An 18,096-nucleotide genomic window follows, 5' to 3' on the forward strand; every position below is an offset into this window, starting at 1 on the left:
GCCGTCCCGGTGGGGACGGCGGCCCGATGCTTTCGGCGTCGCGCGGCTTAGAAGCCGACGATCAGCGAACCGATGAAGGTGCGCGGATAGCCCAGCTGCGCGTTCGGCGGGTTGCCGTAGTTGCTGATCGCGCCCGTCGTGGTGTTGTACGTCGGGCCCTGGTTCAGGTTCGACTGGAAGCCGCCGACATAGAGCTTGTCGAAGACGTTCAGCAGGTTGAACTGGAAATAGGTCTTGTTGCCGAGACCCGCCCAGGCGAGGCCGACCCGCATGTTGGCATCGACCAGCGTGTAGGCCGGGACCTTCGCCGGGAAGATCTCGAACGTCTGGACCGCACCATTGACGGTCAGCGCCTGACGGACCGGCTCGTTGGTGTCGTAGACGTAGCGCGGGCCGGTGCGCTTGGCGTTGAAGCCCAGCTCGATGAAGCCCAGGTTCGCCTGCGCGCCGCCGCCCAGGGTGAAGATCGGCTGGCCGCCCTCACGCTTGCCGGCGGTGGGAGCGAAGATCGGCGTGCCGTTGGCGAGGCGGCCGACCTGGACGTCGTCCTGGATTTCCGACTTCAGGTACGAACCGAAGCCGTACACGTTCAGCTGGCGAACTGGCTGGTACGAAATCGAGCCGTCGACGCCCCACTTCTTCACGCGACCCAGGTTGCGATAGATCGTCCGGTCGAGATCGGGATCGTAGGACGAGGCCAGGCGATCCTTATAGTCGGTATACCAGCCCGAGATCTGCGCCTGGATGTTGCTGCCGCGGAAGCGGAAGCCGGCGTCGAAGTTGTCGGTCGTCTCCGGACGCGGATTGGCCTGTTCCATGTTCGGCGCGAAGAAGAACGAATTGTACAGGTTGTCCGTGCCCGGCACCTGCAGACCCTTCGAATAGTTGCCGAACAGCTGGAACTGCGGGGTCAGCTTGAAGGTCAGGCCGATGTTCGGCAGGATCTTGTCATACTTCAGGATACGACGCTGCGGCCCCTGGCTGGCGAAGGTGACCGGCGTGTTGTTGGCGCCGGTGATGGTCTGCGTCGGGTTGTTCGCCAGCCATGCGGTCAGGCCGGCGGTGTTGGTGCCGAAGCATTCGATGAAGCCCGCCGCGCTCGACGTGGCGCAGAAGTTCAGCAGGTTGCGGGTCATGAACGACGCGGCCAGGCCGGCGTTGACGACCAGCTTCTCGTCGAAATATTCGCCGCGATATTCGGTCGACACCTTGTGCAGGATGGCGAGCGACTTGCGGTCGCGCTTCTGCAGCACGGCGCCGGTCGCATCCTTCAGCGGATCGTTGATCGGGAACACGTCGAACGGGATGCCGTTGGCCTGCAGCAAGCCGAGTTCGCCGGTCTGGCGATGGCGCGCGCGGTCATAGGTATAGTTGAGGCGCAGCGTGTGGAAGTCGTTCACGTCCCAGCGCACGCCGCTGATGACGACGACGCGGCGGGTGCCGGTCTGGCTCGGCGCGAGCACGCGGACGGTGTCGAGCAGATCGCCATCGCCGTTCAGGTCGCGGCCGAAATAGGGGGTGCCGGCAATGTAGCCGATCTGGCAGCTGACCTGGGCGCCGTTCGGCGTGGTGGCGCAGTTGGCGGTGCCACCGGCCGGGTTGACGTCGCGGAAGCCTTCCTGCGCGACGACGGTGCCGCCGCCGTTCGCCTTCACGAACTGGTAGCTGGGATCGATGGTGAAGACGAGGCCGTCGGCCAGCGTGATGCGCGCGGCGCCGCGGAAGTTGCCGGTGTTCGACGGATTGTACCGCTCGTCGAAGGTCGAGCCGCAGCTGTTCGCGGTCTGCGCGCCCGGGCCGCTGGCCTGGTTGGTCTGGCAGCGCGCGATCTCGTAATAGGCGGCCTCGTCACCGACCGGGAAGCGGTTGGCGCTGCCCGAGCCGACCAGGCGCGGGTTCGTCTCGCTGACCGTCTGGTTCGGGGCGGTGCCGGTCACCGAACGCTGGACCAGGTCGCGACGCAGCGGCAGCGAGCCCTGGAAGTTGTTGCGGTTGACGTTGTAGTGGCCCGACACCGAGATGAAATCGCCGTTGTCGCCCAGCGCCTGCCAGATGCGCGCGTTATACTGCTGCTTGCGGATCTTGCCGATGTTGTTGAAGACGACGTCGTTGCGCGCCTGGCTGGCGGACACCAGGATGCGGGTGCCCCACGGGCCGATCGCGCCGGTGTTGAGCATGCCGAAGGTGCGGAAGAAGTCGAAGTCGCCGCGGCTGCCGACGGCCTTGATACCGAACTGCTCGGTCGGGACCATGGTGCGGTAGTTGACGGTCGAACCGGTCGCGCCGGCGGTCGGCGAATCGACGTCGGTGGTGCCCAGGTTGACGTTGACCTGCTCGATCAGCTCGGGATCGAGCTGCTGGTTCGAATAGATCGCATAGTTGCCCGAATCGTTCAGCGGCACGCCGTCGAACGTCTGGCTGATGCGGGTCGAATCGAAACCGCGGATGCTGAGCGTGCCGCCGGCCGAACCGAACGGATCGTTGTTCTGGAAGCTGACGCCCGGCAGCTGGTTGATCGTGTCGTTGATCGACTGGCCCGGCGCGGTGCGGCTGATGAATTCCTGGGTCAGGACCGCCTTCGCCTTGGTCGTGTCGGGCGATTCGAAGCCGCCGACATCGGTGTTGCGCGTGCCGCGCACGACGACGTCGCCCTCGTTCTCGAAGTCGATCGAGCCGGTCGACTGGCCATAGGCCACGCCCGGCACCAGAAGCGCGGCACAGGCCACGCCGGCAAACAGCTTCATCCGCATCTGATATTCCCCTTGTGAGCTATACGCTCGAACACGGCACCCGCGCCGTTCGCGGTGCGCCCTGCCTTCGATATGTGACCAATAAATGACGACGCGTCGAGTCGTCGAGTCACGACGGACTCTTGGTTATGTTGCGTTGCAAAAAAGCATCACTCGGGCGACGTCACGCGTCCGCGTGGATCGCCCGCCAGCCCGCCTCGTCGACCACCTCGATGCCGAGTTCGGCGGCCTTCTTCAGCTTGGACCCGGCGTTGGCGCCGGCGACGACGAGGTCGGTCTTTGCCGATACCGATCCGGCGACGCGCGCGCCCAGCGCCTCGGCCTGCGCCTTGGCCTCGTCGCGGCTCATCGTCTCCAGCGTGCCGGTGAACACCACCGTCTTGCCGCTGACCCGCGACGCGCGCGTCTCGACCAGGAAGGGCGGGGGCGTCACCTCGCCCAGCAGGTCGTCCCAGACGCGGCGATTGTTCGTTTCATGGAAAAAGTCGATCAGCGCGTGCCCCACGGCGGCGCCGACATTCTCCACGCCGATCCGTTCCGCGATCGCCTTGTCGAGGCGGTTGCCGAACTTGCGCGTGTCCTCGCCGAGGGCCGGCCCGGTCGCGTCGCGCAGGGCGATGAGCCCGGAGGCCAGGTCCTCGATCGCGCCCGGTGTCGCATAGCGCCTGAGCAGGTCGCGCGCGGTGACGATGCCCACGTGGCGGATGCCCAGGCCGAACAGCAGCCGCGCGGCGTCGGGTGCGCGCTTCGCCTCGATCGCGGCGAACAGCGCATCGACCGATTTGGCCTGCCAGCCCTCGCGCCCGATCAGCGCGTCGCGGTGCGCGGCGAGGCGGAAGATATCGGCGGGCTCGGCGATCCAGCCGAGATCGATGAACTCGACCAAGGTCTTTTCGCCCAGCCCGTCGATGTCGAGCGCGCCGCGGCTGACGAAGTGCTTCAGCCGCTCCAGCCGCTGCGCCGGGCAGATCAGGCCGCCGGTGCAGCGGATATCGACCTCGCCCTCCTCCGCCACCGCCTCGCTGCCGCATTCGGGGCAATGATCGGGGAAGGCATAGGCAGGGCGATCGACGTCGCGGGTCAGGTTCTCGACGATCTGCGGGATGACGTCGCCCGCGCGCTGGATCACCACGCGGTCGCCCTCGCGCACGCCCAGCCGGGCGATCTCGTCGGCGTTGTGCAGCGTCGCGTTGGACACGACGACGCCGCCGACCGTCACCGGATCGAGCCGGGCGACCGGGGTGAGCTTGCCGGTGCGGCCGACCTGGATGTCGATCCGTTCCAGCGTGGTCTGCGCGCGTTCGGCCGGGAACTTGTGGGCGATCGCCCAGCGCGGCGCGCGGCCGACGCTGCCGAGGCGCGTCTGCCAGTCAAGTCGGTCGACCTTGTAGACGACGCCGTCGATGTCGAACGGCAGGTCGGCGCGCCGCGCCTCGATCGCCGCATAGACCGCGAGCGCGGCATCGACCGTCTCGCAGCGGGTGAAGGCGTCGGCGATCGGGAATCCCCAGCCGCGCAGCGCGGCGACGACCCGGGCCTGTGTCGTGTCGGGCAGCGCCTCCGCCTCGCCCCAACCGTGGGCGAGGAAGCGCAGCGGCCGGCTGGCGGTGACGGCGGCGTCCTTCTGGCGCAGCGATCCGGCGGCGGCGTTGCGCGGGTTGGCGAACTGGCGCGCGTCCTTGCCCGTACCCTCCGCCTCGGCGAGCAGGCGGGCATTGAGCGCGGCGAAATCGGCCTTCGCCATATAGACCTCGCCGCGCACCTCGAACACGGCGGGCGCGTCGGCGGGCAGCGCCTGGGGCACGTCGGAAATGGTGCGGACGTTGGCCGTCACATCCTCGCCCACCGTGCCGTCGCCGCGCGTCAGCGCCTGGACCAGCCGGCGATCCTCGTACCGCAGCGAACAGGACAGGCCGTCGATCTTGGGTTCGGCGGTGAGCGCCACCGGCGCATCGTGATCGAGCTTCAACCAGCGCCGCACCCGCGCGACGAACTCGGCAACGTCCGTATCGGAAAAGGCGTTGTCGAGGCTCATCATCGGCCGCGCGTGCGCCACCTTGGTCAGGTGCGCGGCGGGGGCGGCGCCGACGCTCCGGCTCGGGCTGTCGGCGCGGACCAGTGCGGGGAACGCCGCCTCTATCGCGGCATTGCGCCGGACCAGCGCGTCATAGGCGGCGTCGCTGATCTCCGGCGCGTCGTCGGTATGGTACAGCCGGTTGTGATGCGCGATCGCGCGCGCGAGGGTCTCCAGCTCGGCGGCGGCATCGGTTTCGGCGGTCGGCGGCGGTGCGGTCATGAGGCGGGCGAGGGGTAGGGTCGCCGCGCCCGGCGATCAAGTGCGCGATCGCCGAAGGCTGCGCGTCTTGGGCGCGTTGAGCTGGTCGAGGTTCACCGACTGGACGAACTCGATGCCGGCGCGCCCCTCCGTCGCCCAGCGCAGCGTCGCGTCGACGAACCAGCCATCGGTCAGTTCGATGCGAATCGGCTTACCCGCCGCGTCGGTGGGAAATTCGATGCCGTCGATCATCGCGCCGCTGGCGGACAGGTTGCGAATCCGCACATCGCCGCGCGACCGCCCGATCTCCAGCTGTGCCCAGCGCAGCATCTTGACCCGATTGGCGCGGCTGACGCGGTGGCCGATCGCGGCCGCGCGGGTCTCGCCTTTCGCCGCCCGTGCCAGCACCTCCGCCGCAGGCATCGCCTTGCCATAGACCCAGCCCTGGATGCTGGTGCAGCCCAGTTCCGCGATCAGCGTGATCTCGTCCTGCGTCTCCACCCCTTCAGCCGTCGTCTCCATGCCCAGCGTGTCGGCAAGCGTCACGATCGCCCTGACGATCGCGGCGTTGCGATTGCCGGCCACCGCGGCGCCGCGCACGAAGCTCTGGTCGATCTTGATCTTGTCGAACGGCGCCTTCTTCAGATAGCCGAGCGACGAATAGCCGGTGCCGAAATCATCGAGGCTGAGGCGCACGCCAAGGCCCTTCAGGCTGGCGAACATCTTTTCCGAAGAGACGCTGTCGTTGACGAACACGCTCTCGGTGATCTCCAGCTCCAGCCGCGAAGGCGCGATCCCCGAACTGGCCAGCGTGCTGGCCACGATCGCGGGCAGAGCGGGGTTGGCGAACTGGATCGGCGAGACGTTGACGGCGACGCGGATATGCTCCGGCCAGGCGGCGGCATCGGCGCAGGCGGTGCGCAGCACCCATTCGCCGATCGGTTCGATCATTCCCGAATCCTCGGCGATCGGGATGAAATCGACCGGGCTGATCGCGCCCTTCGTCGGATGGTCCCAGCGCAGCAGCGTCTCATAGCCGACGACGCTTTCGTCGCGGGTCGACACGATCGGCTGGTAGACGAGGTGGAACTGGTTGCCGGTCAGTGCGTGACGCAGATCGTCCTCGAGCTGCTTGCGGCTCTGCGCCTCGGCCAGCAGTTCCTCGCGGTAGAAGCGGTGCACGCCGCGCCCCTCCGCCTTGCCGGCGTAGAGCGCCAGATCGGCGTTGCGGATCAGCGTTTCGGAATTGTCGCCGTCATCCGGCGCGATGGCGATGCCGATCGAGCAGCCGATCGAAATCGACGACCCGCCGATGAAATAGGGCTGCGACAGCGCGGTGATGATGTTGGTCGACAGTTCCGCCAGCCGCTCGCGGTCATTCTCGCCCGGCAGCACGACCTTGAATTCGTCGCCGCCCAGCCGCCCGACCAGACCGGCGTCGCCGACCGCGCGGGTCAGCCGCTGGCCGACCTGCTTGAGCAGTTCGTCGCCGGTCTGGTGGCCGAGCGTGTCGTTGACCGCCTTGAACCGGTCGAGATCGAGCAGCAGCAGCGAAACGGCGCGGTGCGAGGTGACGGTCTGCGCCAGCGTCTGATCGAGCGACAGCCGCATGCGCTGACGGTTGGCCAGGCCGGTCAGCCCGTCGAACAGCGCCAGCCGCGTGATTTCCGCCTCCGACCGGCGCTTTTCGGTCAGGTCGCTGCCGAAACCGATGAAGCCCTGGAAGTTGCCGACCTCGTCGATCATCGGACGGCCGGAGATCGACCACCAGCGCGACTGGTCGCCCAGCACCGGCCGCACCGAATATTCGGAGAATGAGGTGCGTGACGACAGGTGGAAGCCCAGCGTGCGTTCGGTGTCCGGCGATTCGCTGTCGATCTGGAACAGGCTGGTGAGGATCTGGCCGGTCGCGGTGCCGCCGCCGGCCGCGACCTGGGCGGCGACCTTTTCCGACAGATAGGTCACACGGCCTTCGCGATCGCTCTGCCAGAACCAGCCCGATCCCCGCTCCTCGAACTCGCGGACCAGCTTCATCGCCAGCGCGCCGTGACGCAGTTCATCGTCGGCGGCGGGTTCGACGGTGTTCGCCAGGCGGCGCACGTTGCCGCCGATGCTGCGCAGGGATTGGATCATGCTGGCCACGACGGATGCCTAGGGCGCACCGATTAAGATATTCCTCCTGTGCGTCGGCCCTCCCGCCCCGCTCCGACCGAAAATTGCGGCGGCATTGCCGTTCGCCGGCGCGCCGCCTAACGCGTCGGGCCATGGCCACCATGATCCGCACCGCCGACCTGATCGAAAGCGTCGCCGACGCGCTCCAGTTCATCAGCTACTATCACCCGATGGACTATATCCGCGCGCTGGGCGCGGCCTATGAGGCGGAGGCGTCGCCGGCCGCGAAGGACGCGATCGCGCAGATCCTGACCAACAGCCGGATGTGCGCCGAAGGGCACCGGCCGATCTGCCAGGATACCGGCATCGTCAACGTCTTCGTCGAATGGGGCATGGACTGCGTGTTCGACGATACCTCGCGGTCGTTGCAGGATGTCGTCGATGAAGGCGTGCGGCGCGCCTATCTCCACCCCGAGAACAAGCTGCGCGCGTCGGTGCTCGCCGACCCGGCGTTCACCCGGCGCAACACGAAGGACAATACGCCGTCGGTGCTCCACGTCACGATGGTGCCGGGGTCCAGGGTGTCGGTCGATGTCGCGGCCAAGGGCGGCGGTAGCGAGAACAAGTCCAAGTTCAAGATGATGAATCCGTCGGATTCGATCGTCGACTGGGTGCTGGAGATGTTGCCCCAGATGGGCGCCGGCTGGTGCCCACCCGGCATGCTGGGCATCGGCATCGGCGGGACGGCGGAACATTGCGTGCTGCTCGCGAAGCAGGCGCTGATGGAGCCGATCGACATGGGCCAGCTCAAGGCGCGCGGCCCCGCCAGCGACATCGAGAAGCTGCGCATGGAGATCTTCGATGCGGTCAACGCGCTGGGCATCGGCGCACAGGGGCTGGGTGGCCTGTCGACCATCCTCGACGTCAAGATCAAGGACGCGCCGTGCCACGCCGCCGGCAAGCCGGTGGCGATGATCCCCAACTGCGCCGCGACCCGCCACGCGCACTTCACGCTCGACGGCTCCGGCCCGGCGTTCCTGGAGGCGCCGAAGCTCGACGAGTGGCCCGATGTGAACTGGACGCCGGACAAGGCCGCGATCCGCGTCGATCTCGACACGCTGACTCCGCAAGTGGTGCAGAGCTGGAAACAGGGCGACCGGCTGCTCCTGAACGGGAAGATGCTGACCGGACGCGACGCCGCGCACAAAAGGATCGCCGACATGCTGGCGGCGGGCGAGCCGCTGCCCGTCGAGTTCGCCGGCCGCGTGATCTATTATGTCGGGCCGGTCGATCCGGTGGGCGAGGAAGTCGTCGGCCCCGCCGGGCCCACCACCGCCACCCGGATGGACAAGTTCACCCGCACGATGCTCGAACAGGGCCTGCTGGCGATGGTCGGCAAGGCCGAGCGCGGCCCCGCCGCGACCGAGGCGATCAGGGACCACAAGTCCGCCTATCTGATGGCGGTGGGCGGCGCCGCCTATCTGGTCGCCCGCGCGATCAAGGGATCGAAGGTCGTCGGCTTCGCCGATCTGGGCATGGAAGCGATCTACGAGTTCGAGGTGCAGGACTTCCCCGTCACCGTCGCGGTCGATGCCGATGGGCAGAACGTCCACACGCTCGCGCCGCTGGTGTGGCGCGAGAAGATCGCGAAGGAAGGCCTGCTCGAGCGGGCGTGAGCCCCAGGTTGTATCGACATTCGTCGTAGCCGGATCCTGGCGGCGGCGAGATGTACAAATCCGGCGAAATGTCGATCGGCCCTAGCCGATCGGGCGGTCGCGGCTGACTGGGTCGGGGTATCCCAGCTTCGCCAGTGCGTCCTCGGCAAGGGCGCGCGCGGTGGTGATCTTGCCGCCGAACACGCTGAGCAGCGGCGGGCCGTCGCGATCCACCTCCAGCACATAGTCGCGTGTCACCGCCCGCGCCTCGCTCGCGCCGTCGTCGTAGAGCGCGCGGATGCCCGACCAGCTGCCGGTGACGTCGCCGGGCGTGATGTTCCGCGCGAAATACCGGTTGGCAGCGGCGCGGAGATACCCCGCTTCCTCGGGCGAGATCACTGGATCGGCCGGGGTAGCGACCGGGACATCCGTCGTGCCGATCGCGGTCTCGCCCCGCCACGGGAAGGCGAATACCACCCGGCGATCGGGCTGCTGGAGCAGATAGGCGTGGTCGCCCTGATACAGGCGCGGCACGGTGATGTGGCTGCCCTTGACCAGACGTACACCGGCCTTGCCCCTTACCCCGATCGTGCCGAGCAGGTCGGCGACCCACGGCCCCGCGGCGTTGACCAGCATCCGGGCGGAAACCGTCGCGCCATCCGACAGCGTCGCGCGCCACTCGCCGCCTTCGCGCCGGGCGCCGGTCAGCGCGACGCCTTCGCGGACCACCGCGCCGTTCATCACGGCATCGGCGGCATAGGCGCAGGTCAGCGCGGCGTCGTCGACCATCGCGTCCCAATAGACGAAGCCCGGCATCCCCTTCGCGAAGGGTGCTTGATAAGCGCCGTCATCGGCGCGCAGCCCCCGCGCGCGCGGCACGCCGCTCACCCCGCCGATACGGTCGTAGAGCCACAATCCGGCCCGCACCATCCAGGCCGGCCGCGGCGCATGGGCGTGGGGCAGGACAAAGGGCACCGGCCGCACCAGCCCCGGCGCGAGCCGCAGCAGCCGGGCGCGTTCCTTGACCGCCTCGCGCACCAGCTTGAAATCGCGATATTCGAGGTAGCGCAGCCCGCCGTGGATCAGCTTTGACGATGCGGACGAGGTATGCGCGGCGAGTGTATCGCGTTCGACCAGCAGCACACCCAGGCCGTGCAGCGCCGCCTCGCGCGCGATCGCGCAGCCGTTGATGCCGCCGCCGACGATGAGCATGTCCCAGGTCACATGGCCGGCATAGCGGGTGACGGCGCGGGCACGAACCCCTATCTCCCGGCGATGACCAGGCGTCCCCAGGGTTTTCCGACCCGCGAGCAGATCCTCGATTTCATCGCGACCAGCGACCAGCCAGCGGGCAAGCGCGAGATTGCCCGCGCCTTCGGCCTGCACGCGCAGGACAAGATCGCGCTGAAGGCGCTGCTCAAGGACATGGCCGACGAAGGGCTGATCGATTCGGCGCCCGGCCGCGCGTTTCACAAGATGGGGGGGCTGCCGAAAGTGACGGTGCTGCGGATCGTCGATGTCGACGACGGCGGTAACGTCTGGGCGCAGCCCGAGCGGTGGGAGGCCGAAGGGGTGCCTGAACCCCGCCTGCGCGTGAGGGAGCGCAAGCGCGGCGCGCTGGGCATCGGCGCGCGCATCCTGGCGCGCACCGAGGAGATTGGGGGCGGCTGGATCGCGCATCCGATGAAGGTCCTGCCGAAGGGCGAGGACAATCTGATGGGCGTGCTGCGCGAAGAAGGCGGCAAGCTGTTCCTGATGGGCCTCGACAAGAAGGACCGGCGCGACTGGCTGGTGTCGGACGCCGGCGGGGCTGAAGCGGGCGAGCTGGTGATCGCCGAACGTGCCGGTCGTCCGCCACGCATCACCGCGCGCGTGGTCGAGCGGCTGGGCGAGGCATTCGCGCCGCGCAGCTTCTCGATGATCGCGATCCACAAGCATGGCATCCCGCATATCTTCTCAGGCGAACTGCTCGACGAGGCGAAGCGGGTGGCCGCGCTTCCTCTCGGCGACGACCGCGAGGATCTGCGCCATCTGCCGATCGTCGCGATCGATCCGGTCGATGCGCGCGACCATGACGATGCGGTGTGGGCGCAGCCGAACGACGACGGCGGCTGGGACGCGATCGTCGCGATCGCCGACGTCAGCTTCTACGTCCGCCCCGGATCGCTGCTCGACAAGGAGGCCAGGAAGCGCGGCAATTCGGTGTATTTCCCCGATCGCGTCGTGCCGATGCTGCCTGAAATCCTGTCGGCCGACGTGTGTTCGCTGAAAGAAGGCGTCGACCGCGCGGCGCTGGCGTGTCACCTGAAGATTTCCGCCAAAGGCCAAATCGAAAGCTGGCGCTTCTCGCGCGCGGTGGTGCGGCTGGCGGCGAACATCGCCTATGAGGACGCACAGGCGGCGATCGACCATCACATGTCGCCCCAGCGAAAGCTGGGGCCTCAGGCCGCCGGCGAAGCGCCTGCCGCGAGAGATCCCAGCTTTCGCTGGGATGACGAGTTGGTGGAGGCTTCGCTCGTCCCCCTCTGGGCCTGCTGGCGCGCGCTGAACGCCGCGCGGGACGATCGCGAACCGCTTGATCTCGACCTGCCCGAACGCCGCATCGCGCTCGACGAACAGGGGCGCATCCTGTCGGTGGCACCGCGCGAGCGGCTCGACGCGCACAAGCTGATCGAGGATTATATGATCGCCGCCAACGTCGCCGCCGCCAAGGCGCTGGAAGCGAAGAAGATGCCGGTGATGTACCGCGTCCACGAACCGCCCGCGCGCGAGAAGCTGGTCGCGCTGAAGGACTATCTGAAGACGCTGGGTATAGAATTCGCGCTGGGCCAGGTGATCCGGCCGGCGACGTTCAACCGCCTGCTGGAAAAGGTTGGCGACAGCGATTTCCGGCCTCAGGCGATGGAACAGGTGCTGCGCACCCAAACCCAGGCCTATTACGGGCCGCAGAATGCCGGGCATTTCGGCCTCGCGCTGGGCAGCTATGCGCACTTCACCTCGCCGATCCGCCGCTATGCCGACCTGATGGTCCACCGCGCGCTGGTCGAGGGATACAGGCTGGGGCCGGGCGGACTGACGGCGGACGAAGCGAGCAATTTCGAGCGGATCGGCGAGGCGATCAGTGCGCTGGAGCGCCGCGCGATGGAGGCGGAGCGCGAGACGGTCGACCGCTATGTCGCCGCCTATCTCTCCCAGCATGTCGGCGAGGTGATGGAGGCCCGGATCACCGGCGTGCAGTCGTTCGGCTTCTTCGCCACGGTGGAGGGCGTGGGCGGCGACGGGCTGGTCCCGGCGCGCGACCTGGGCAGCGAATATTTCCGCTGGGACGAAGCCGCGCAGCGACTGATCGGCGAACATAGCGGCACCGAGTTCGCGGTGGGCCAGCGGCTGCAACTGCGGCTAGCGGAGGCCAATCCGGTGTCGGGGGCGCTGCGTTTCGAGCTGCCCGACGGCAAGGGATCGGCAGGCGCCCATGAGGATCGCCGGGGCCGGCCGCCGCGCGTCCTGAAGCGGCGCGGCCGGCCCGCCAACATCCGCCATCAGGGCAGGAAGCGGTAGCGCGGCCGCTCCCTAGATCAGGATTCGACGCCTGCCGCGCGGCGCCTGGGCGCGGGTCTGTCGGTCGGGGACGGGCTTTCGGACGGCGACCGAATTCCAGAACAGCCAGTCGTTGACCGCGCTCTGCGGCGTCAGGGTGAGCTGCATATAGCCGCGCCCCGACGTGTCGGCCCATCTGAGTTCCGGGTTGCCGGCGACGATGGTCCGCGCCACCACCTCTGGCGACACCCCGCGCGTCGCCGATTCCAGGCCGCCGGAGGTGACGGAGGTGACGCCGAACTCCACCGCCGCCGCGCGGCCGCCTTCGGCCAGCTCGTACGCCCACGCATTGTGGCTGTCGCCCGAGATGACGATAGTGTCCGCCGCGAGGCCCTGTGCGGAGGCGAGGAAGCGCGACCGCGCAGCCGGATAGCCGCCCCAGTTGTCGAGTTCCTGCGGCAGCCCGGCACGCCCCAGCGCGACGCGGTTGCGGAAACCCGCCTGCGCCCAGTCGGGCACCGACGGCACGAAATCGAGCGCGGCCTCCGGCGTCTTCTGGAAGCCCATGTTGGTGCCGAACGCCACCACCTGCCAGCGCCGGCCCGCACGCGACGAGGCTGCCATCGCTGAGGCCAGCCACGCCTCCTGCTCGCTGCCCATCATGGTGCGCGCGGGATCGCGCCACGCGCCATCGACGAACGCCTTCAGCAGTGCCGGGTCGCCGCGCATCTCGCCGGTCAGTTCCGGCCCCTGCGACCGCGCGAGCAGCCGCGTGTCGGTGCGGTGCAGGCTCATCAGCCCGCCGATGTCGTAGCTGGCCCAGGGCTGATCGCCGACCGGCATCCATTCGCGCCACGCCTGGATCGCGGCCGCGCGACGCACCCACCATTCGCCTTCGTTCGCCTGGTGGTTCTGCGCACCGCCTTCCCAGCTGTTGTTGGCCGATTCGTGATCGTCCTGGATCGCGATCATCGGCATCGCCGCATGGAGCGCCTGCAGGTCGGGATCGGCGCGGTAGCTAGCATAGCGCAGGCGATAGTCGGTCAGGCTCAGTATCTCGTGTGTGGGCAGCATGTCGCGCCCGGCCACCATCTCCGCCTTGACCGGATACTGGCCCGGCGCGTGTTCGTAGAAATAATCGCCCAGATGGACCGCGAAATCACAGTCCGATGCGGCGGCATGGGCATAGGCGTTGAACCAGCCGAACCCGATGTTCGAACAACTGAACACCGCCAGCTTCAGCCGCCGCGCCGACAGCGGAAGCGTGCGGGTGCGGCCGACCGGCGAGATCGCGCCATCGCCGGCGATGAACCGATAATGGTAGCGCGTTCCCGGCTTCAGCCCGGCGACGGTGATCTTCACGCAGTGATCGCGCCACGGCCCCGTCACAAGTTCCCCGCCCCCGGCGATCTTCGTGAAATCGCCGGTTTCCGACAGTTCGACGCGCACCCGCGCTTCACCGCCGTGGGCAGGGACGTAGCGCGTCCATAGCAGCACCGAATGCGCGCCCGGCTCCCCGCTCGCGACATTGTGGGTGAAGCCGGTGGCGGCGAACAGGGCCTGCGCGGCGGCGATGCCGGGGATCGCCAGCGCGGCCAGGCCGAACATTCCGGTGGCGACGAGCTGGCGACGATCGATGGAGAGGGTCATATGCCCCTTGTCGTGGGCAACAATGGCGGCTTCGTGACAGGGGCGGGCCCACACGATAGTCGGTCGGACGAATGACCCGCCTCGCCCGTCCAACACCGCACGCTTCTGCGCTCGCGCTCGCTGCCGCCTTCGTGCTGCTGGCGTGCCTGCGCGGGCTCGACCATGACGAGAGCCAGTATGTCGCGGCGGCGCGGCTCGTCGCCGACGGGCTGCTGCCATACCGCGACTTCGCCTATCTCCAGACGCCGCTCCAGCCGTTCGTGCTGGCGCCGGTGGCGGCGCTGGCCGGCGACTGGAGCTGGGCCGCGCTCAGGATCGTCAACGCGCTGTTCGGCGCGACGGTGGTTATCGCCTGCTGGCGGGCGATGCGTGAGGCCGGCGTCACGCACCGGACGGCGACGGCGGCGGCCGGGCTGCTCGCGGCATGCGACATCCTGCTGTTCTCCGCCGGGACCGCGCGCAACGACGCGCTGCCGGCCGCGCTGCTGGCGCTGGCGCTGATCCCGATCCTGCGGGCCGGGCGAGGGGAGGGCACGCGGACCTCGGCGATGCTCGCCGGGCTGCTGCTCGCGGGTGCGGCGACGGCGAAAATCTCCTACGCGCTGCCCGCCGCCGCGTACGGCCTCTACGCGCTGCTCGATCGCCGGCATCGCCCCGGGTGGATCGCGATCGGTGCGATGCCGGCGCTTGGCTTCATGCTGTGGCTGTGGACGATCGCGCCAGAGGGCTTCTGGTTCGGAACCGTTACATTCCCCGCCCGCGCGCCGGCCGAATATTATCTCGCCGAGGGTCGCGCGTGGAAGCTGTCGTGGGGGGCGAAGGCGCTCGATACCGCGAAATTCCTCGCCCTTGGCCCGGCGATCGTTGCGCTGGCGTATCTGGCGCGGGGGCAGCGCGCGGGCGGCGTCCTGGTCTGGCTGTTCGCGGCGGGCGCGATCGCCGCGCTGCTGCCGGCGCCGACGTGGCGGCAGTATCTGCTCCCCGCGCTGCCGCCGCTGTTCGTGCTGCTGGCGTTGCGCTGGCAGGCGGCGCCGCCGTCGCGGGGGTGGCGGATCGCGATGGGCGTGTTTGCGCTCGCGGGACTCGCGCCATCGCTGGTCGCCGCGACCAGCCGTGACGGGCTGATGACCGCGCACCGCGAGACGCGTGCGCTTGCCGCGCTCGGGCTGTCGGGCCGGGTGGCGACGCTCTCGCCGCAATATCTGCCGCGCGCGCTGGCGCCCGATCCGCGCTTCGCCACCGGCCCCTTCTATTTCCGCAGCACCGGATTGCTCGACGGCGCGGTGGAACGGCGGCTGCACCTGGTCTCACGCGCACGGATCGGCGCGGCCTTCGAGCGCGACCCGCCCGATTTCATCCTGGTCGGCGGCGAGGGCGGCTGGACCAGCGGCAATGCGGGCATCGATCGCGTGCTGGAGGACTGGGCGATCGCGCGCGGCTGGCGCCGGATCGGCCCGCCCGGCGCGCGGCTGCGGCTCTATGCGGCGAGCGCGCGCCGCCCCTCGATCGCCTCACGGTAGTAATCGACCAGCATCGCCGCGTGGTCGCGATCGGTCATCACCTGGCCCGAGGCGTGCCGCGCCGCCGCGCGCAGGATCGCCCGGTCGCGCCGCAGCAGCCGGCGGATCGCGCCGGCGCACGATACCGCGTCGCGCGCGCGATAGGTCTCGGCGAACGGCGGCCGCGCGATATCGGCCGCACCGCCCTCGTCCGGCACGATCAGCGGCAGGCCCGAGGCGACGGCCTCCAGAGCGACCAGCCCGAACGGCTCGGCGTCCGATCCGTGTACCAGCGCGTCGGCGCTCGCCATGATCCGGGCGAAGCGCGGCCGGTCGTGGACCGGGCGGAACAGGCGGATGTGCGGGCTGTCGGCGACCCGCCTGGTCAGCACCTCGCGGTCCACCCCGTCGCCGAGCAGGACCAGCCCGACCGGCGCGGACCCGCCGACGCGCTCGACGGCGTCGATCACCGTCGGCCAGCGCTTCTCCGGATGATGTCGCCCGACGCCGAGCAGCAGGGTCGCGCTGTCGGGCAGCCCGCATTGATCGAGCAGCGCGGCGCGCAGTCGCTCGTCCCGCAAGGCTGGCGAGAAATGCCCGCGCTCGATCCCCAGCGGCATGGCGGCATCGACATTCAGCCCACGTCGCTCGTGCCGCCTCGCGAGTTCGGCGCCGTTGGTCACGAACCGGTCGAACCGCGCGAGGAAGCGCCCCATGTAGCGCGTGTACCAGGCGAACCAGCGCTCGACCCGCGGGGTATCCGCCACGCCCTCCAGCCAGCGCGCGGCATAGGCGGCCATATTGTCGTTGTGCGCGAAGAACACCTTGAGCGCGCGGCCCTGCCAGTTGCCGACGATCCAAGCCGGGCGCCACGGCGACGACGTCTCGACCACATCGGGATCGAGCATGTCGAGCAGCCGCGTCACCGGTTCCGCATCCCAGAACAGGCCATAGCTGCGATCGAACGGCAGGCGCGGCGCCTTCACCCAGTGGATGCGGCCGCCGCCGGGGCGGTCCTCCACCGCGTCGGCACGGCCGGGTGCGATCACGATCAGTTCGTGGCCCATCTCGGCCAGCACCGCCATCTTGCGATCGAGGTAGGTGCGCACGCCGCCGCCGGTGGGCGAGTAGAATTCGTTGACGTCGACGATCCGCATCAGCGCGCCTCCAGCGGCGCGAAGCCCAGGCCGCGCAGATATTGCGCGCGAATCGACACGCTGGTGATGCCGGGGCCGACCGTCACCACCGCCTGCGCCAGTTTCGGCCGGCTGCGCCCCAGCCGCGCGTCGCCGACGAAGCCCGCGCCGTCGCGCCAGAAATTGAACTTGTTCTTCCCGTCGCGGTCATGGGTGAACAGCAGCGCGTAGCGACCCGGCGCGGGCGCGCGTATGCACAGGGTGACCGGCCCCGATGCGGGCGTCGCCGCCCAGGTGCGGCGGAAGGTCTTACCCTCGCGCACAAGATCGCGGTCGTCCTTCAGGAAATCGGCCTCGGTCGCGGGATAGAGTTCTAGCTTCAGCCGACCGGTGCGGTCCTTCAGGCCCGTCACCGCCACGCTGATCGCCGGCCCCTGTCCGGTGCGGCAGGCATCGCTATCGTCGGCGTTGACGCTCTGCGCGGCGATCAGGGCGGCGATCAGGATCACGGCCGCGTCCTCGCGACGATCGCGTGGAGGCCGAACAGCGCCATCACCGCGACATGGACGGCCAGCGTCAGCGCGGCGGTGAAGGCGATCATGTCCGACAGCGCCTCGCCCTGCCCGATCAGCAGGATCGCGAAGTTGGCGAACAGCAGGTCCTTGTTGGGCACCAGCGGCAGCCGCGAGACGAGCAGTCGTGCGGCGGCCAGGAACAGCCACATGCCCAGCGACACGTCCGGCATCGCGAAATGCCAGGCGAACGCGATCATCGCCGATCCGAACGCCAGCCGCGCGCAGTGCATCGAGAACACCCACCGGAGCGTCGGGCGCGGCAGCGAGAAAACCCGGCGCGAGAAGATCAGGAACGGCAGCGATATCGCGAGCGTCACCGCCGCCGATCCCGCGACCATGCGGAACTGGTCGGGCGTCAGCAGCCCCCGCGCGATCGGCAGCGCCAGCGCGAGCATCGCCAGCGTGATCAGGTTGCCGGCGATCGCCGACAGGATCGTCACGTCCTTGACCGCGCCGAACGGCGCCGCGACCATCTTCAGGCGCGCGCGTGCCCACAGATAGAAATAGGCATCGCCCGAATAGCCGACGACGACCTCGTTCGCGACGCGCTTGCGCACCAGCGCGGCGAGACCGGCGGCGGGCAGGCCCCACAGCCGCCGGAAGATCAGCCAGTCAAAGGTCGGCGGCGACATGTAGAGCAGCGCGAAGGCGAGGTAGAATGCCGGGCTGGACGGTACATGGCTCCACAATGCGGCAAGGCCGTGATCCAGCAGCTCGCGCGCCAGCCCGGCGAGCATCAGCATCGTGATCGCGCCGGCAAGTAGTATCGGCCAGCGCCGGCGCGCGCGATCGATCGGCTCCAGCGCGGCGATCTCGCCGGCCACGCCGCGCGCCGAATCGGCGATCGTCGGGACCGTTCCCGGGGAAAGGCTGGCTGGATTCACGCCGTTCACACTCACTCACCACC

General features: G+C 69.0%; 11 protein-coding genes. 3 read left to right on the plus strand and 8 right to left on the minus strand.

Features of this window, described 5'->3' with window-relative positions; genetic code table 11:
• Window positions 1-47: 47 nt before the first annotated feature.
• From VYI76_RS13575 to VYI76_RS13585, 3 genes are all read right to left on the minus strand, one after another.
• A complete protein-coding gene (locus VYI76_RS13575; protein WP_443018965.1) occupies window positions 48-2,750 on the minus strand; it encodes a TonB-dependent receptor in 2,703 nt (900 codons plus the stop codon).
• Window positions 2,751-2,913: 163 nt separating this feature from the next.
• The gene (ligA, locus tag VYI76_RS13580) at window positions 2,914-5,046 is read right to left on the minus strand and encodes an NAD-dependent DNA ligase LigA (RefSeq protein ID WP_326525335.1); all 2,133 of its coding nucleotides are present in this window, start codon (window positions 5,044-5,046) and stop codon (window positions 2,914-2,916) included.
• Between the two features lie 36 nt (window positions 5,047-5,082).
• On the minus strand, window positions 5,083-7,158 hold the full coding sequence (locus VYI76_RS13585; protein ID WP_326525721.1) for a putative bifunctional diguanylate cyclase/phosphodiesterase: 2,076 nt from the start codon (window positions 7,156-7,158) through the stop codon (window positions 5,083-5,085).
• Window positions 7,159-7,289: 131 nt separating this feature from the next.
• Between VYI76_RS13585 and VYI76_RS13590 the strand changes: the two genes are divergently transcribed.
• A complete protein-coding gene (locus VYI76_RS13590; protein ID WP_326525336.1) occupies window positions 7,290-8,813 on the plus strand; it encodes a fumarate hydratase in 1,524 nt (507 codons plus the stop codon).
• Window positions 8,814-8,894: 81 nt separating this feature from the next.
• On the opposite strand, the gene glpD is transcribed toward VYI76_RS13590, so the two are convergent.
• Window positions 8,895-10,016 (minus strand): glycerol-3-phosphate dehydrogenase, encoded by a 1,122-nt coding sequence (gene glpD, locus VYI76_RS13595; RefSeq protein ID WP_326525337.1) that lies wholly within the window; start codon window positions 10,014-10,016, stop codon window positions 8,895-8,897.
• A gap of 51 nt (window positions 10,017-10,067) precedes the next feature.
• On the opposite strand from glpD, the gene VYI76_RS13600 reads away from it, so the two are divergent.
• Window positions 10,068-12,350, plus strand: coding sequence for a ribonuclease R family protein (locus VYI76_RS13600; RefSeq protein ID WP_326525338.1), 2,283 nt, complete (start codon window positions 10,068-10,070; stop codon window positions 12,348-12,350).
• Between the two features lie 12 nt (window positions 12,351-12,362).
• On the opposite strand, the gene VYI76_RS13605 is transcribed toward VYI76_RS13600, so the two are convergent.
• Window positions 12,363-13,979 carry an alkaline phosphatase D family protein gene (locus tag VYI76_RS13605; protein WP_326525339.1) on the minus strand — a complete coding sequence of 539 codons (1,617 nt, stop codon included), beginning with the start codon at window positions 13,977-13,979 and terminating at the stop codon, window positions 12,363-12,365.
• Window positions 13,980-14,050: 71 nt separating this feature from the next.
• Between VYI76_RS13605 and VYI76_RS13610 the strand changes: the two genes are divergently transcribed.
• Window positions 14,051-15,499, plus strand: coding sequence for a DUF2029 domain-containing protein (locus tag VYI76_RS13610; protein ID WP_326525340.1), 1,449 nt, complete (start codon window positions 14,051-14,053; stop codon window positions 15,497-15,499).
• Here the strand turns inward: VYI76_RS13610 and VYI76_RS13615 are convergent.
• The 3 genes from VYI76_RS13615 to VYI76_RS13625 are packed head-to-tail and all read right to left on the minus strand — an operon-like array spanning window position 15,457 to window position 18,082.
• Window positions 15,457-16,635, minus strand: coding sequence for a glycosyltransferase (locus tag VYI76_RS13615; protein ID WP_326525341.1), 1,179 nt, complete (start codon window positions 16,633-16,635; stop codon window positions 15,457-15,459). The two genes, VYI76_RS13610 and VYI76_RS13615, sit on opposite strands and share 43 nt — an antisense overlap.
• Entirely contained in the window at window positions 16,635-17,123 is a 489-nt protein-coding gene (locus VYI76_RS13620; RefSeq protein ID WP_326525342.1) for a DUF2141 domain-containing protein, read from the minus strand. The genes VYI76_RS13615 and VYI76_RS13620 overlap by 1 nt, the downstream gene beginning before the upstream one ends.
• Window positions 17,120-18,082 (minus strand): hypothetical protein, encoded by a 963-nt coding sequence (locus VYI76_RS13625; RefSeq protein ID WP_326525343.1) that lies wholly within the window; start codon window positions 18,080-18,082, stop codon window positions 17,120-17,122. Before VYI76_RS13625 ends, VYI76_RS13620 begins: the two co-directional genes overlap by 4 nt.
• Window positions 18,083-18,096: the final 14 nt, after the last annotated feature.

Origin of the sequence: Sphingomonas sp., from assembly GCF_035910975.1 — a bacterium.
Taxonomy (GTDB): Bacteria; Pseudomonadota; Alphaproteobacteria; order Sphingomonadales; family Sphingomonadaceae; genus Sphingomonas.

Bases quoted from the DNA above. Each gene is read 5' to 3' on its own strand.
- VYI76_RS13575 (WP_443018965.1), bottom strand. From the start codon at position 2,750: ATGCGGATGAAGCTGTTTGCCGGCGTGGCCTGTGCCGCGCTTCTGGTG.
- ligA (WP_326525335.1), bottom strand. From the start codon at position 5,046: ATGACCGCACCGCCGCCGACCGCCGAAACCGATGCCGCCGCCGAGCTG.
- VYI76_RS13585 (WP_326525721.1), bottom strand. From the start codon at position 7,158: ATGATCCAATCCCTGCGCAGCATCGGCGGCAACGTGCGCCGCCTGGCG.
- VYI76_RS13590 (WP_326525336.1), top strand. From the start codon at position 7,290: ATGGCCACCATGATCCGCACCGCCGACCTGATCGAAAGCGTCGCCGAC.
- VYI76_RS13600 (WP_326525338.1), top strand. From the start codon at position 10,068: ATGACCAGGCGTCCCCAGGGTTTTCCGACCCGCGAGCAGATCCTCGAT.
- VYI76_RS13605 (WP_326525339.1), bottom strand. From the start codon at position 13,979: ATGACCCTCTCCATCGATCGTCGCCAGCTCGTCGCCACCGGAATGTTC.
- VYI76_RS13610 (WP_326525340.1), top strand. From the start codon at position 14,051: ATGACCCGCCTCGCCCGTCCAACACCGCACGCTTCTGCGCTCGCGCTC.
- VYI76_RS13615 (WP_326525341.1), bottom strand. From the start codon at position 16,635: ATGCGGATCGTCGACGTCAACGAATTCTACTCGCCCACCGGCGGCGGC.